Origin of the sequence: Haladaptatus sp. SPP-AMP-3, assembly GCF_049568665.1 — an archaeon.
GTDB lineage: Archaea > Halobacteriota > Halobacteria > Halobacteriales > Haladaptataceae > Haladaptatus > Haladaptatus paucihalophilus.
Window position 1 is genome coordinate 1,960,625 of the sequence record NZ_CP145897.1, and the last position, 13,013, is coordinate 1,973,637.

Sequence of the window (13,013 nt, forward strand, 5' to 3'; positions counted from 1 at the left end):
GGAGAAAAGAGAACGGTAGTGAGTTATCCGTACTTTCCGTTCTACGGTGTCAGTGAGCATGTGAAGAGATAACACGGATAGGTGCTGCTCCAGCGTTGAACTTGAGATAACTCGTTGGTGGAGACGGGTGGATGTGTCGTTGCTTTTACTCGTTGTGACACACCCCCACCCCTTCGTTTCGGGTGGAAACGGCGAGAGGTAGGGAGTGGGGGTGTCGGTTGGAGGTAACTTACAGAGTACAACCTACTCTAGAAAAGAAATGCCTCTAGTTTGCAGATACTGTTGGCTAGATTGTGTAATAAAGCTTCCCGTCCTAGACTAGCCCCTCCCCCCACCCACACTGTTTCTTCGTTCCACCCGAAACGAAGGGGTGGGGGGGTCCAAAGACACGTGGTAACATCTACCGTGGTTTGTCTTCCCGTCGACTCGCCCACCGACTTGTCAATTCCGAACGGCGTCATCTCGGATAGACATCATCCCGGGTATGGAGCCAAAACTATCTCATCCCTGATTTTTCACTATGACGATGGCTCGTACGTGTTCCACCCGAAATTGGGGGGTTCGAATGTTCGAATCATATTGTCTTGACTCACGAATCGTCTTGTCCCCCTTTTTCGACTCCACCCGAAATGCACGGGTTAAATCGGCTCAAATTCGAACGAAACGGACGGTTGAACCAGTCGGCCTCCGCTCCCGGTACCACCGTCTCGAATCCCCTTGCATGCTTTCAAAATCGTCTTTCGACAATTTTAACGACGGCTCTCTAACGACTCTCGACAGGACCGTTCGAAAATCTCGCGGAAATCGCCCCCCTAAAATTCGCGTTCAAAACGGCCACTGAATCATCAATTTTTCATAACTTCCCTTCCTCTCGTTCGACCCGAAACGGTGCTGTTTCAGCGTGAAACCCGGAAAAAACCGTTTTTCGTCCATCATTCAACCGATGAGAAAGATTTTAGTACTGTGCTGTACCTCTTTTTCATCTGCATCAACTGGACGCGCTGTCGCTTCTTTGGGACGAAAATCGTGACGTTATTCCCGGTTTTCTCCCGTCTCTCTCCGCACGGCGTGCCAACTCCAGTCGAAACGAAGGGGTACCAAGCCGACGCATGTCAGACGAAAATACCGACCCGCCGAACGAACGAACAGGCCACATGAACCGTGGCTTCGAGGGCATCGATTTGGACGATGTCGTCTTGGACGACTCGGACGAGGAGGGCAACCACGGGCTGTTCGACGACCTGCTCAGCGGCGAGCCGATCTTCGAGAACAAGGAAGTGCTTCGGCCCTCGTACACGCCACACGAACTCCCCCACAGAAAGGAGCAGATAAACCGGATGGCGACCATCCTCGTCGCTGCACTGCGCGGCGAAACGCCGTCGAACATCCTCATTTACGGGAAGACGGGGACCGGGAAGACGGCGAGCGCCAAGTTCGTGAGTCAGGAACTCGAACGAACCTCGCTGAAGTACGAAGTCCCGTGCGAGGTCGAGTACATCAACTGCGAAATAACGGACACGCAGTACCGCGTGCTCGCGCAACTCGCCAACAAATTCATCGAGAACAATTTGTCCGACATCGAAAGTCGAATCGAGGAACTGAAAGACATCCGCGAGGGCGTGACTGCCGAATCCGAACAGTTGGCGAACGTCGATTTTGCCTCCGTCCAGGAAATCGACGAGCGAATCGAGGAACTCGAAGCGGATTCGGAAGAGATAGAACCGGTTCCGATGACCGGGTGGCCGACCGACCGCGTGTACAACACCTTCTTCGAGGCCGTCGATTACCAGGAACGCGTCGTCGTCATCATGCTGGACGAAATCGACAAACTGGTCGAGAAATCCGGCGACGACACGCTCTATAACCTCTCGCGGATGAACTCCGAACTCGACAACTCGCGCGTGTCTATCATGGGCATCAGCAACGACCTGAAGTTCACCGATTTCCTCGACCCCCGCGTTAAGTCCAGTTTGGGAGAAGAGGAAATCGTCTTCCCGCCCTACGACGCGAACCAACTGCGGGACATCCTTCAACACCGCGCCGAGGTGGCGTTCAAGGAGGACGCCCTTTCCGACGACGTGATTCCGCTGTGTGCCGCCTTCGCGGCACAGGAACACGGTGACGCTCGACGGGCGCTCGACTTGCTTCGGACGGCGGGCGAACTCGCCGAACGCGACCAAGCCGAACGCGTCGAGGAGGGCCACGTCCGAAAGGCACAGGACAAAATCGAACTCGACCGCGTGGTCGAAGTCGTCCGCACACTCCCCACGCAATCCAAACTTGTCCTGTTTTCGACCATCTCGCTGGAGAAAAACGGCGTCCACAACATCAACACGGGCGAGGTGTACAACGTCTACAAACACCTCTGTGAGGAGATCGACGCGGATATCCTCACCCAACGCCGCGTCACCGACCTCATCAGCGAACTCGACATGCTCGGCATCGTCAACGCCGTCGTCGTCTCGAAAGGCCGCTACGGGCGCACGAAAGAGATCAGCCTCTCGGTCCCCATCGAGGAAACCGAGGCGGTCCTCCAATCCGACTCACGTCTCGGCGACATCGACGATATCCAACCGTTCATGCAACAGGCGCGGTTCGACAGTTGAATATTGGGCACGATTCGGTAGTTGAACAATAGCTACGGTTCGACGTCGGAATCCTTCGACTGCCCATCTGTTCCGTATCCGCCGTGCGGTTTCCACTCGAAATACTCCCCCCCCCGTCGCTGTATCTTCCGAACTATCAGTAGTATCCAGTAATTTTTAGTGCAATACAGTGTGATTCAGTATACCAATGTATGATGTCAGTGTAGTATGGTATACTCTTCAGTACAAGACTGTGAGTTCAGTGTAATCCCGGTTTATTACTTCGTTAGACTATCTGCTCTCCGTCGTCGTCGTACACTTTGATCGCGTCCACGGGACAGACGCGGGCGGCCATCTCGGCGTCGAACTCTTCCCCTTCGGGAACGTCGCGGACGAAGATTCCCTCCTCGACCTCCTCGCTCTCCAGCAGGTCGGCCTTGCCTTCCTCGCGGTTTTCGACGAATTTCTCCCACTCCGCGGTGCACTGGAACATCCCCGTGCAGGTGTTCCGGTCGTATTCTATCTTCATAGTTATCACTCTGCTGTGTGCCCTCAAATGGATGACGGAGCGAAGTGGCCGATAACCGGACGACGAGCCTCAGGAAACGTACGTTCGAAGCCCCTCGACCGTCGGGTCCAGCATCGACGGAAGCGGGGACCGTTCGTCCGAATTCGGCACCCAGTCGTCCGCCGTGAGATAGTCGCCGATTTGATGGACGACGCCCGCATCCACGCCGCGATACTCGGCAACCGCCAGCAGAGCCGCTTCCGCCATGCCGAGCGAGAGGACGCCTTCGTTCGCGTAGTGTTCGATTTCGGGTTCCGTCTCGCGGTACATCGCTCCCATCGACCACGTCGGACCGCGGTGCGTGCCGATTCCGGCATCCGAAAGCGCCGATTCAAGATGGTCAGTCACCGTTGGCGTCGATGCCACCGCCTTCTCCGGTGGTAGATAGTGCTGTGAAATTCCGTCGTCTCGGATCGCTCGCGTCGGGAGAATCGCATCCGAGAGCGGGACGTCCGTCTGCAACCCGGCACAGCCACAGAGAACACAGACCACCTCCGCACCCGCCGCAATCGCGTTCTCCGCGACGATTGCGGTGACGGTTGGTCCGATGCCGAAGTCGCCGATGAAGCCGACCTCCTCGGAGAGCAACTGGACCGTCTGATCTCGAACGTAGTTTACGCTCTCCGTCGCTCGTTCGTCCACTGCTTCGAACAGCTCGTCCTCGAAGCCGAGGATGACCGCTTTCGGCATCTCGGGAAGCGCGCCGCCGTGAGCGTCCACGGCTTCCTCCGGCGAGAACAACGCCGGGGCGTCGTATTTGTCGCCGTACTTTGGAATCGGCATACTCGAACATCACAACCGTCTGAAAAATAGCTTTCCTCGGCGACCACCCGACAGTTTAAACGGGAAGACGCGCCAAACGAGGGTAATGACCGGAATCCCACCGTGCACGCAAGGTGAGCGTGCGTGAACGTCGCCGATTTGACGGGCTTGCCGGACGGCGTTCCCGAACACTTCCACGCGCAGGGAATCGAGGAACTCTACCCGCCCCAAGCGGAAGCGGTCGAAGCGGGAATCACCGAGGGTGAGAGCGTCGTCGCCAGCATTCCGACGGCGAGCGGAAAAACGTTCATCGCGGAACTCGCAATGCTGTCCAGCGTCGCTCGTGGTGGCAAAGCCCTCTACATAGTCCCCCTCCGAGCGCTCGCCAGCGAGAAGAAAGAGGAGTTCGAGGAGTTCGAACAGTACGGCGTCTCCATCGGCGTCTCGACCGGAAACTACGAGAGCGATGGGGACTGGCTCGCTTCGAGAGATATCATCGTCGCCACGAGCGAGAAGGTGGACTCGCTCGTCCGAAACGGCGCGAAGTGGATCGACGACCTCTCCTGTGTTGTCGCCGACGAGGTTCACCTCGTCAACGACGCCCACCGCGGTCCGACGCTCGAAGTGACGCTCGCCAAACTACGTCGCGTCAACCCGGACCTCCAGACCGTGGCGCTGTCGGCGACCGTCGGCAACGCGGGCGAGATGGCCGACTGGCTCGACGCCACCCTCGTCGATTCGACGTGGCGGCCCATCGACCTCAGGAAGGGCGTCCTCTACGGACAGGCGCTCCACTTCGACGACGGGACACAGCAGGAACTTGCCCGCGGAAACGAGAAGGAGACCGCCGCGCTCGTTCGCGATACGCTCGAAGACGGCGGGTCGTCGCTCGTGTTCGTCAACTCCCGCCGAAACGCGGAGGCCGCGGCGAAGCGACTCGCGGACGTGACGAAGACACACCTCACGGACGACGAACGCCGGGAACTGCTCGACATCGCCGACCAAATCCGGGACGTGAGCGACACCGAAACGAGCGATGACCTCGCGACGGCCATCGAAAAGGGAGCGGCGTTTCACCACGCGGGCCTCGCCAGTGACCACCGGTCGCTGGTGGAGGACGCCTTCCGCGACAAGCTCATCAAAGTCATCAGCGCGACGCCGACGCTCGCGGCGGGCGTGAACACGCCGAGTCGGCGGGTCATCGTCCGCGACTGGCGGCGCTACGACGGCGATATCGGCGGTATGCAACCGCTCGACGTGCTCGAAGTCCACCAGATGTTCGGACGGGCGGGACGACCGGGACTCGACCCGCACGGCGAGGCCGTGCTCATCGCCAAGAGCCACGACGAACTGCAGGAACTGTTCGACCAATACGTCTGGGCCGACCCGGAACCGGTCCACTCGAAACTCGCCGCTGAACCCGCGCTCCGAACGCACATCCTCGCTACCGTCGCGTCCGGGTTCGCGGGGACCGAGGAGGAACTCCTCGACTTCCTCGAACGGACGCTGTACGCGACCCAGACCGACGAAACGGGGCGACTCGAAACCGTCACCCAACACGTCCTCGATTATCTCGACCGGAACGGGTTCCTCGACCGGAACGACAGATTGCGCGCCACCGGTCTCGGCCATCGCGTCTCGCAACTCTACCTCGACCCGATGAGCGCCGCCGAAATCATCGACGGACTGCGCGATGCGGACGGGAAACCGACGGCGCTCGGACTGTACCACCTCGTCTCGCGCACGCCGGACATGTATCAGCTCTACCTCCGGTCGGGCGACCGCGAGCGATACACGGAAATAGCCTACGAGCGCGAACCCGAGTTCCTCGGCCACATGCCCTCGGAGTTCGAGGACAACGCGTTCGAAGACTGGCTCTCCGCGTTGAAGACCGCCCGCCTGCTCGAAGATTGGGCGAGCGAACTCGACGAAGACCGCATCACCGAACGGTACGCCATCGGCCCCGGCGACATCCGCGGCAAGGTCGAAACGGCACAGTGGTTGCTCAACGCCGCCGAACGGCTCGCCGCCGAACTCCAGCGCGACGACGCCGAGGGAATTCCGTCGGCGACCACCACGGCCGTCCGGGAAGCGCGGAAGCGGGTCGAATACGGCGTCGAGGAGGAACTGCTCGACCTCGCGGGCGTTCGGAACGTCGGTCGAAAACGCGCTCGTCGGTTGTACGAGGCCGGTATCGAATCGCGTGCCGACCTCCGCGAAGCGGACAAGTCCGTCGTCCTCGGTGCGCTCCGCGGCAGGAAAAAGACGGCCGAAAACATCCTCGAAAACGTCGGGCGGCAGGACCCGTCGCTCGATGACGTCGAGGCGGACGCCGAGACGGCGGCGACGAGCGCTCGAGCGACGAACGACGGGGGACAACAGAGCCTCGGTGATTTCGAATGAAACTGGTCGAGGGAACCGCAACTGTCGCCGACGTGAACGAGTTCGTGGCTCGCCTCGGCAATATCGGCGACGAGTTCGACTGTGCGATACAGGCGTTCGACGCCGACTACGTGGCCGGACGGGAACATCTCGAATCGGCGGTGGAGCACGCCAACCGGGCGTTCGAGCGCGGCGAAAACGTCGCCCGCGACCGCGCGGTCGAAATCCTCCTGTACGCGGCGGGTCGCCGTCAGATCAATCAAGCGCTGGAAATGGGCGTCTCGGAGGGAGAACAGGATATCGTCGTCGTCGTGGACGGCGAACGCGAGACGCCCGCGAGCGAAGCCGTCGCCGATGTTCTGACATCCGGTGGTACGCTCGACACTCCGGACCGCGAATCTGTCTTCGAGTTCTTCTCCGTCTCGGAACGCGAACTGGCGGCGACGACCGCCGACCTCACCGATATCGTCTGTGAACGCGTCGCTTTGCTGGAAGTCGAGAAGTGAGAGCGATGGTGGTGCGAAGCGGTGCGAGAGTGAGAGAGAAAGAGATGTGAAGAAATGGTGGTGCGCGGCGAAGACAACGATGGGACGGTGACCGTTGCCGCTCCGTCCGATGGCCAGTATGAATTTCAGACGGCATCGTGTAGCTTGGAACAGAACCATGTCCGACGAGCACCACGACGCCGAACGCGTGCAGGAAAACGCACGGAAACGACAACGTGACCGGGCGGAACGAGTCGAAGATGCGCTCGGCGACGCGGGTCGGATGCTGGGTGAGCACAAGTATCCGACGACGAGCGAGGAGTTGGCGACGGAGTACGGCGACCAGCCGCTCGACTTGCCGAACGAGACGGAGACGCTGGGAAGCGTTTTCGACCGCCTCGTGGACGAACGCTACGAATCTCCCGAGGAGGCTCGGGAAGCGGTGTACAACGAAATTTCCGGCAAAGCCGGCGGCCCGGTCGAGTACAACGACGAGCGGGAAGTGCGCGAGTTAGACGAGGACGAAACCGACGCCGAGTCGGAGACGAACTGGCAGTAGGCGGTCGAATCTTCCAGTTGAAATGCAGGGGGGTTCGAGGGGTTGGAGTCTATAATTCGTCCGTCACGGAACGTTCGCCGTCTTTCGGTCGAAGAGGGCCGTTCGCTTTGCTACCGCGTTTATTAGGACAGCGATACCTCCGTGGCGCTGCCAATCCATTGAAATTTTGTCATATTGTCGTATTCGATAACTCGACCGTCCCGAACGCTCCAGCGGTAATTATCTGGGGTACGTAAACTGGGATGTCGGATGACAACTTCGCGCATGAACCTCTGAATCGTGTATTACTACGGTCTCCAGCAAGAATCTGCTATAATATTGGATTTCATGAGATAATATTAAGACTCTCTCCTACGAACTGGCTCTTCTTCGGAAGAAATATTGTTTGTACACGAATGTTTATATGACCTTGTGGTATTTCATAATCTGCATTGAAGAAAAGGAATTCTGCGAAGAATGTCTGTCGATCTGTCTCCTCTCCGGGAGGTCGGATAGCGGAGGAGAAGCTCCTCGCAGAACTCCAACGGGTCGCGAATCGACTTGATGGAACTCCGAGTATGCGGGAAATGGAAATTCACGGAGCGTACTCGCCCAGCACGTACCAGTCTCGATTCGGTTCCTGGAACGACGCAATCTGTCAGGCTGGTCTCACCCCCAACTCCCGTCATCGACCCAAGTATTCGAACGCGGAACTCCTCTCAGATATTCAAACGCTTGCAAATTCGCTGGATCGGACGCCGACGCGAGAGGATATGCGGGAACGTGGCACGCATTCTCCGTCAACGTATCTCGAACGGTTCGGCTCGTGGCAGACGGCGGTGAAAGAGGCCGGATTGACGCCGCGAACACGGGGTGTGAAAGTCTCCGAAGACGAGTTGCTTCGAGCCCTCTCGGAATTGGCGGAATCACTCGACCGAATCCCGACATCGACCGAAATGGCCGAACAAGGTCGGTTTTCACCATCGACGTACCGACGTCGATTCGGTTCGTGGAACGAAGCGATAGAGCGAGCAGGGCTTTCGGAGACGTTCGACAAGTCGACCCCTCGACGGTTTTCGGATCAGGAGATGCGTGACGAACTCCGGCGGATGGCAGGAGTTCTCGGTCGCTCACCGACATCGACCGAAATGGACGAGCTCGGTGAGTATAGCGCCGCTACCTACCGGCGCCGATTCGGCTCCTGGGTAAACGCTCTCGCCGATGCCGGATTGTGTCAGGATAGTCTCAAACGAAGTGACAGCGCGAGAATCGACGAACGGACGCTTCTGGACGAATTACGGCATCTCGCCACGGAACTGGAACACTCCCCCACCGCCGAAGAAATGTGGAAACGAGGGTCTCACAGTCCGAAGACGTATCTCGATAGATACGGCACTTGGAACGCTGCGCTGGAGGCGGCGGGATTGGAAACCCGTCACTCCCGACGAGATGGAATCGAGGATCGGGAGCTGATACTCGGATTACGACGGCTCGCGAAGATTCTCGGTCACGTTCCTCAACGAAAGGAGATGGAAGAACAGGGTCCGTTCTCCGGGATGACGTACTACAACCATTTCGGTTCGTGGCAAAACGCCGTCGACGTCGCCGGATTCGACGCCGGTACCGAACGGAACGAGCCGACGATTCGTGCCCACTGTAACGTCTGTTGTCGTGCCCTCTCCCGACCGCTCGCTCGAATCGAGGCGAACGGAAAAATCACCTGCGGTAGCGAGTGTCGTGCCGTCTGTGGCGAAGCGACGATTCGGTTCGACACCGACGTTCTCGGTCGAACGGAATCGCGTGACGACACGTTCAGTCGATTGGCTGCACTGATAGACTCCGACACGATTTCCGTCCCGGACGTGCTATTGTACCTCCGACATTCGATAGATATCGTCCGCTCCGGATTCAATTCGGCGGTGCACGGGAACCACTACGTGACTGTAAACGGTGATTTGATCGAAGTCAAATCACAGGACTCGCCGAGACGATTCTTGGTACAAATCGATTCCGTCGACGAACTCGGAGACCGAATCGAAACAGTGCAGCGACGGTCGATTACGAGCTTCGACGGGACGAATCCGACGGAAGACGACCACGCGAACGCGACAAACGGGTGATACACGCTGTCCGTTCTGCGACCTGGGCGGCTTCTACAAGCGTCAGAAAATTTCTGATAGTCCCACACGGATTCGAACCGCGGTCGTTGCCCCCAGAAGGCAACAGGATTGGCCACTACCCCATGGGACTGTTATGCTTCAGCGATTCGGTTCGCTGAATCTGCATTCAACGGTAGCACAGTTCCGTATTTCAGTGTTTCGAACCCGACCGACCCTTGCATCCCGGTATCACGGTCACACATTCGGCTGCGAATCTATCCGTTCGGGGTCGAAAGCGCCGATATTAGCTCGATCTCGATGCGTTGTAACTGTTTGCTGACGGTTCCGGGGGCGACCGACAGTTCGTCGGCGATTTCCCGGTGCGTCGTCTCGCGGGGAATCTCGTAGTACCCCTTCCGAATTGCTACCGCCAACACCTCCCGTTGGCGGTCGGTGAGCGTCGCAATCGGGTCGGAAATCCGCGACGAATAATCGCCCATCCGTTCGAGTTCGATTCCGAAGTCGTCCGGAACGTCGCCGAGCGCTTCGCTCAAGGCCCGCTCCGTTCCGAGAAACGTCACTCGAACCCCGCGGCCGGTCGCGGTATCGACGAACTCGACCGGCCATTCGAGAACGATTTCGTGGTCGAAAAGCACCCCGAGCATCGCGTCCATGAGCGGGGCGGACTCGTAGTGGGTGTACGTGATCCCCTCGCTTCCGGACGGAACGTCGTAGTCTAGCACCTCCGGTGTCGCCTGTAACACCTCTCGTATCCGACCCGGTTTCCCACGAATCCGACTCAGTTCGGCGTACGTCCCGTCGCGAACCGGATTGATGTAGTACGTCAACTCGATGGAAACGTCCGGTGCGCGCGCCACTGCATCGTCTATCGGGTGAAGCTCCCCCTCGTCCCAGCGGACTATGACCGTTGCGTACCTCATGTTTTCGTGACCTCCGTGACGGACCGACGCCGGAGTGATAATCGACTATCGCCGGGCATCTTTAATAAATACCGGTGGCATGCTAGGAGATAGAGCAACGAATCTCCCGTTTGTACACGCAGCTACGATGACGACTACTATTCGATACGGGAGCGATATGCGGATTCTCGTGGTCGGCGGCGGCATCGCCGGGTTGACGCTTGCGGGCCTGCTGGAACAGCGCGGATTCTCACCCGACGTGGTGGAGAAATCGAGCAACTACGGCGGTCTCGGCTACACCCTTAGCCTGTGGCCCGCGGGGTCGAACATCCTGAAGGGTCTCGGCAAGTACGACGAACTCCTCGATAACGCGGACCAGTTCGAGGAGTACCACGTTCTCGACCACGACGGAACACAGCTACACGGCTACGACATGGGAAGCCTCGCCGACGAGTACGGCAAGACGTATCTCATCTGGCGACCGAATCTCGTCGACGTGTTGCAGGAAACCATCTCCGAGGAGAATCTCCAGATGGGAACGACCGTCAGCGAAATCGACCAACACGCGGACGAAGTTGACGTCACCTTCACCGACGGCACGACGGGCACCTACGACCTCGTCGTCGGCGCGGACGGTATCCACTCGAAGGTTCGGGACCTCGTGTTCGGCGAGGTGGAGTTGACGTATCACGACATGACCGGGTGGGCGTTCTGGGTCGACCCTTCGTTGGCGACATCGGGAGAAGTACGGGAGCACTGGGGCGCGGGACGGTTCGCCGGTCTGTACCCGACGGAGGACAAGTTGGCGTGTTTCCTCGCCACGACTGCGCCCGAAGGAACGCCCGACCCCGTGGACGAGCGTCTCAACCGCATTCGTGAGACGTTCGACGACATGGGCGGGTTGGTCCCGGACATCCTCGACGAGATGGACGACCCGGCGGAGATGTGGCACGACGACTTTTACGACCTGCACATGGACGAGTGGACGAAGGGCCGCGTCGTTCTCATCGGGGACGCCGGGCACGCGATACTGCCGACCGGCGGTGTCGGCGCGTCGATGGCGATGGAATCGGCGGCCGTCCTCGCGGACGAACTGACCCGAACCGATTCGAAGTACCTCGAACAGGGACTCGAACACTACGTCTCCCGTCGCCGTGACCGGGTCGATACGGTGCAGAAGAAATCGCGTCGGCTCGGCTCGTTCGTCATGGTCCAAAACCACCTGCTCGCGGGACTCCGCGACAAGAGCGTCAAGTTCTACTCCCAAGAGCGGATGGAGGAGTACTTCCGGGACTTCCTTTCGAGCGAAATCTGAGATGACACCGTAACCGTGCACAAACCAGCACGTATTTCAGTCCCAATTACGCATGTTTGTGTATGTACATCGGACGCTTCATCGTCGTCGGTCCAGACGTCGGCGCCTACCGAGTTTCCTCGCGATCGTTCCCCAACCGAAAAGCGGCCGCTCACGGTGAGACCGTCACCGTCGGCCCGACCGAGGACGCACCGGAGACGGACAACCCTTACATCGCCTACAACTGCGCCCGCGTCGTCGGCGACACGGCGGTCATCGGCAACGGCTCGCAAGTGGACTCCATCGCCGAGAAGATAGAACTCGGATACCCCGCGCGTGACGCCCTCGCGGAGTGTCTTCTCGCGCTCGACTACGAAAAGGACGACTACGACACGCCGAGAATCGCGGGCACCGTCGGCGAGAAATCCTACATCGGCATCGTCCGCCGCGACGCCCTGCTCGTGACGGAGGTCACGGAACCGACGCTCGTGGCGACCTACGAGAAGGACACGCCCGAGGCCTTCGACTTCGATGCCGCGGTCGCCGAAACCGCGGCGAGTGCGGCCTACGACCTCGATTTCGAACACCCCGTCTGCGGCGTCGGCGTCGCTCGAAACGACGAAAACGACTTCTCCCTCGCGGTCGAGAACGGGAATTAAGGCTTTCCCGAACGTATCGACCGATATGAAAGTCGGTATCATCTCGGACGTTCACTCGAACCGCGTCGCGCTCGATGCCGTTCTCGACGACATGCCGCCCGTCGAGGAACTCCTCTGTGCGGGCGATGTGGTCGGCTACAACCCGTGGCCGAGCGAGTGCGTCGGCGGTCTCCGCGACCGCGTTTCGGCGAGCGTGATGGGAAATCACGACCGGGCGGTCGTCACCGGCACCGCCTTCCGATTCAACAGCATGGCGGCCGCGGGCGTCGAGCACGCCCGCGACGAACTCAACGACGTCCAAATCGACTGGCTCTCTCACCGCCCGGATTCGCGTCTCGCGTGCGATGACCGGGTCAAAATCGTCCACGGTCACCCCGACGACCCCGACCACTACACCTACCCCGATGAGTTCGACGCCGACCTGCTGGGTAACGAGGACGTCCTCGTCATGGGTCACACGCACGTCCAACACCACGAAGCGTACGACGAGGGCCTCGTGATGAACCCCGGAAGCGTCGGCCAACCGAGGGACGGCGACCCTCGCGCCGCCTACGCGATTCTCGACCTCGACGATATGAGCGTCGAGGAGCGACGCGTGGAGTACGACATCGAAGCGGTGCAGGAGGCGGTACGGGAGGCGGGACTGCCGGACAAAATCGGCGCGCGATTGGTGAAGGGGCGGTAGGGCCGGAGAGACGTTTCGACCCTCGGCTCGCCTCCG

Annotated in this window: 11 protein-coding genes and 1 tRNA gene; 8 read left to right on the forward strand and 4 right to left on the reverse strand. The window is 59.6% G+C overall.

The genetic code is table 11. The annotated features are described in order from the left end of the window. Positions 1 to 1,109: 1,109 nt before the first annotated feature. Complete coding sequence (locus V5735_RS10885; RefSeq protein ID WP_423743539.1) at positions 1,110 to 2,606, forward strand: Cdc6/Cdc18 family protein; 1,497 nt, start codon at positions 1,110 to 1,112, stop codon at positions 2,604 to 2,606. Positions 2,607 to 2,871: 265 nt separating this feature from the next. Here the strand turns inward: V5735_RS10885 and V5735_RS10890 are convergent, their stop codons facing one another. Both V5735_RS10890 and V5735_RS10895 read right to left on the reverse strand, forming a co-directional pair. Continuing rightward, on the reverse strand, positions 2,872 to 3,114 hold the full coding sequence (locus V5735_RS10890) for a ferredoxin (RefSeq protein WP_423743540.1): 243 nt from the start codon (positions 3,112 to 3,114) through the stop codon (positions 2,872 to 2,874). 69 nt (positions 3,115 to 3,183) lie between these two features. Beyond that, positions 3,184 to 3,936 carry a hypothetical protein gene (locus tag V5735_RS10895; protein WP_423743541.1) on the reverse strand — a complete coding sequence of 251 codons (753 nt, stop codon included), beginning with the start codon at positions 3,934 to 3,936 and terminating at the stop codon, positions 3,184 to 3,186. 123 nt (positions 3,937 to 4,059) lie between these two features. On the opposite strand from V5735_RS10895, the gene V5735_RS10900 reads away from it, so the two are divergent. From V5735_RS10900 to V5735_RS10915, 4 genes are all read left to right on the forward strand, one after another. Further along, entirely contained in the window at positions 4,060 to 6,318 is a 2,259-nt protein-coding gene (locus V5735_RS10900; RefSeq protein ID WP_423743542.1) for an ATP-dependent DNA helicase, read from the forward strand. Next, entirely contained in the window at positions 6,315 to 6,803 is a 489-nt protein-coding gene (gene cgi121, locus V5735_RS10905; RefSeq protein ID WP_423743543.1) for a KEOPS complex subunit Cgi121, read from the forward strand. The genes V5735_RS10900 and cgi121 overlap by 4 nt, the downstream gene beginning before the upstream one ends. A gap of 157 nt (positions 6,804 to 6,960) precedes the next feature. After that, entirely contained in the window at positions 6,961 to 7,341 is a 381-nt protein-coding gene (locus tag V5735_RS10910) for a DUF5789 family protein (protein ID WP_423743544.1), read from the forward strand. A 431-nt stretch (positions 7,342 to 7,772) separates the two neighbouring features. Beyond that, positions 7,773 to 9,440, forward strand: a complete 1,668-nt coding sequence (locus V5735_RS10915; protein WP_423743545.1) for a homing endonuclease associated repeat-containing protein — start codon at positions 7,773 to 7,775, stop codon at positions 9,438 to 9,440. A gap of 57 nt (positions 9,441 to 9,497) precedes the next feature. Here the strand turns inward: V5735_RS10915 and V5735_RS10920 are convergent. Both V5735_RS10920 and V5735_RS10925 read right to left on the reverse strand, forming a co-directional pair. Continuing rightward, a tRNA-Gln gene (locus V5735_RS10920) sits at positions 9,498 to 9,570 on the reverse strand. Positions 9,571 to 9,694: 124 nt separating this feature from the next. After that, complete coding sequence (locus V5735_RS10925; RefSeq protein ID WP_423743546.1) at positions 9,695 to 10,360, reverse strand: helix-turn-helix domain-containing protein; 666 nt, start codon at positions 10,358 to 10,360, stop codon at positions 9,695 to 9,697. 127 nt (positions 10,361 to 10,487) lie between these two features. Here V5735_RS10925 and V5735_RS10930 point away from each other — a divergent pair, with 127 nt between their 5' ends. From V5735_RS10930 to V5735_RS10940, 3 genes are all read left to right on the forward strand, one after another. After that, a complete protein-coding gene (locus V5735_RS10930) occupies positions 10,488 to 11,654 on the forward strand; it encodes an FAD-dependent monooxygenase (RefSeq protein ID WP_423743547.1) in 1,167 nt (388 codons plus the stop codon). A gap of 62 nt (positions 11,655 to 11,716) precedes the next feature. Beyond that, entirely contained in the window at positions 11,717 to 12,292 is a 576-nt protein-coding gene (locus V5735_RS10935) for an IMP cyclohydrolase (protein WP_423743548.1), read from the forward strand. 25 nt (positions 12,293 to 12,317) lie between these two features. Further along, on the forward strand, positions 12,318 to 12,977 hold the full coding sequence (locus V5735_RS10940; protein ID WP_423743549.1) for a metallophosphoesterase family protein: 660 nt from the start codon (positions 12,318 to 12,320) through the stop codon (positions 12,975 to 12,977). The last annotated feature ends 36 nt before the right edge of the window (positions 12,978 to 13,013 follow it).

Coding starts and splice junctions, on each gene's coding strand:
- V5735_RS10895 (WP_423743541.1), bottom strand. CDS start 3,936: ATGCCGATTCCAAAGTACGGCGACAAATACGACGCCCCGGCGTTGTTC.
- V5735_RS10925 (WP_423743546.1), bottom strand. CDS start 10,360: ATGAGGTACGCAACGGTCATAGTCCGCTGGGACGAGGGGGAGCTTCAC.
- V5735_RS10930 (WP_423743547.1), top strand. CDS start 10,488: ATGACGACTACTATTCGATACGGGAGCGATATGCGGATTCTCGTGGTC.
- V5735_RS10885 (WP_423743539.1), top strand. CDS start 1,110: ATGTCAGACGAAAATACCGACCCGCCGAACGAACGAACAGGCCACATG.
- V5735_RS10910 (WP_423743544.1), top strand. CDS start 6,961: ATGTCCGACGAGCACCACGACGCCGAACGCGTGCAGGAAAACGCACGG.
- V5735_RS10935 (WP_423743548.1), top strand. CDS start 11,717: ATGTACATCGGACGCTTCATCGTCGTCGGTCCAGACGTCGGCGCCTAC.
- V5735_RS10890 (WP_423743540.1), bottom strand. CDS start 3,114: ATGAAGATAGAATACGACCGGAACACCTGCACGGGGATGTTCCAGTGC.
- cgi121 (WP_423743543.1), top strand. CDS start 6,315: ATGAAACTGGTCGAGGGAACCGCAACTGTCGCCGACGTGAACGAGTTC.
- V5735_RS10940 (WP_423743549.1), top strand. CDS start 12,318: ATGAAAGTCGGTATCATCTCGGACGTTCACTCGAACCGCGTCGCGCTC.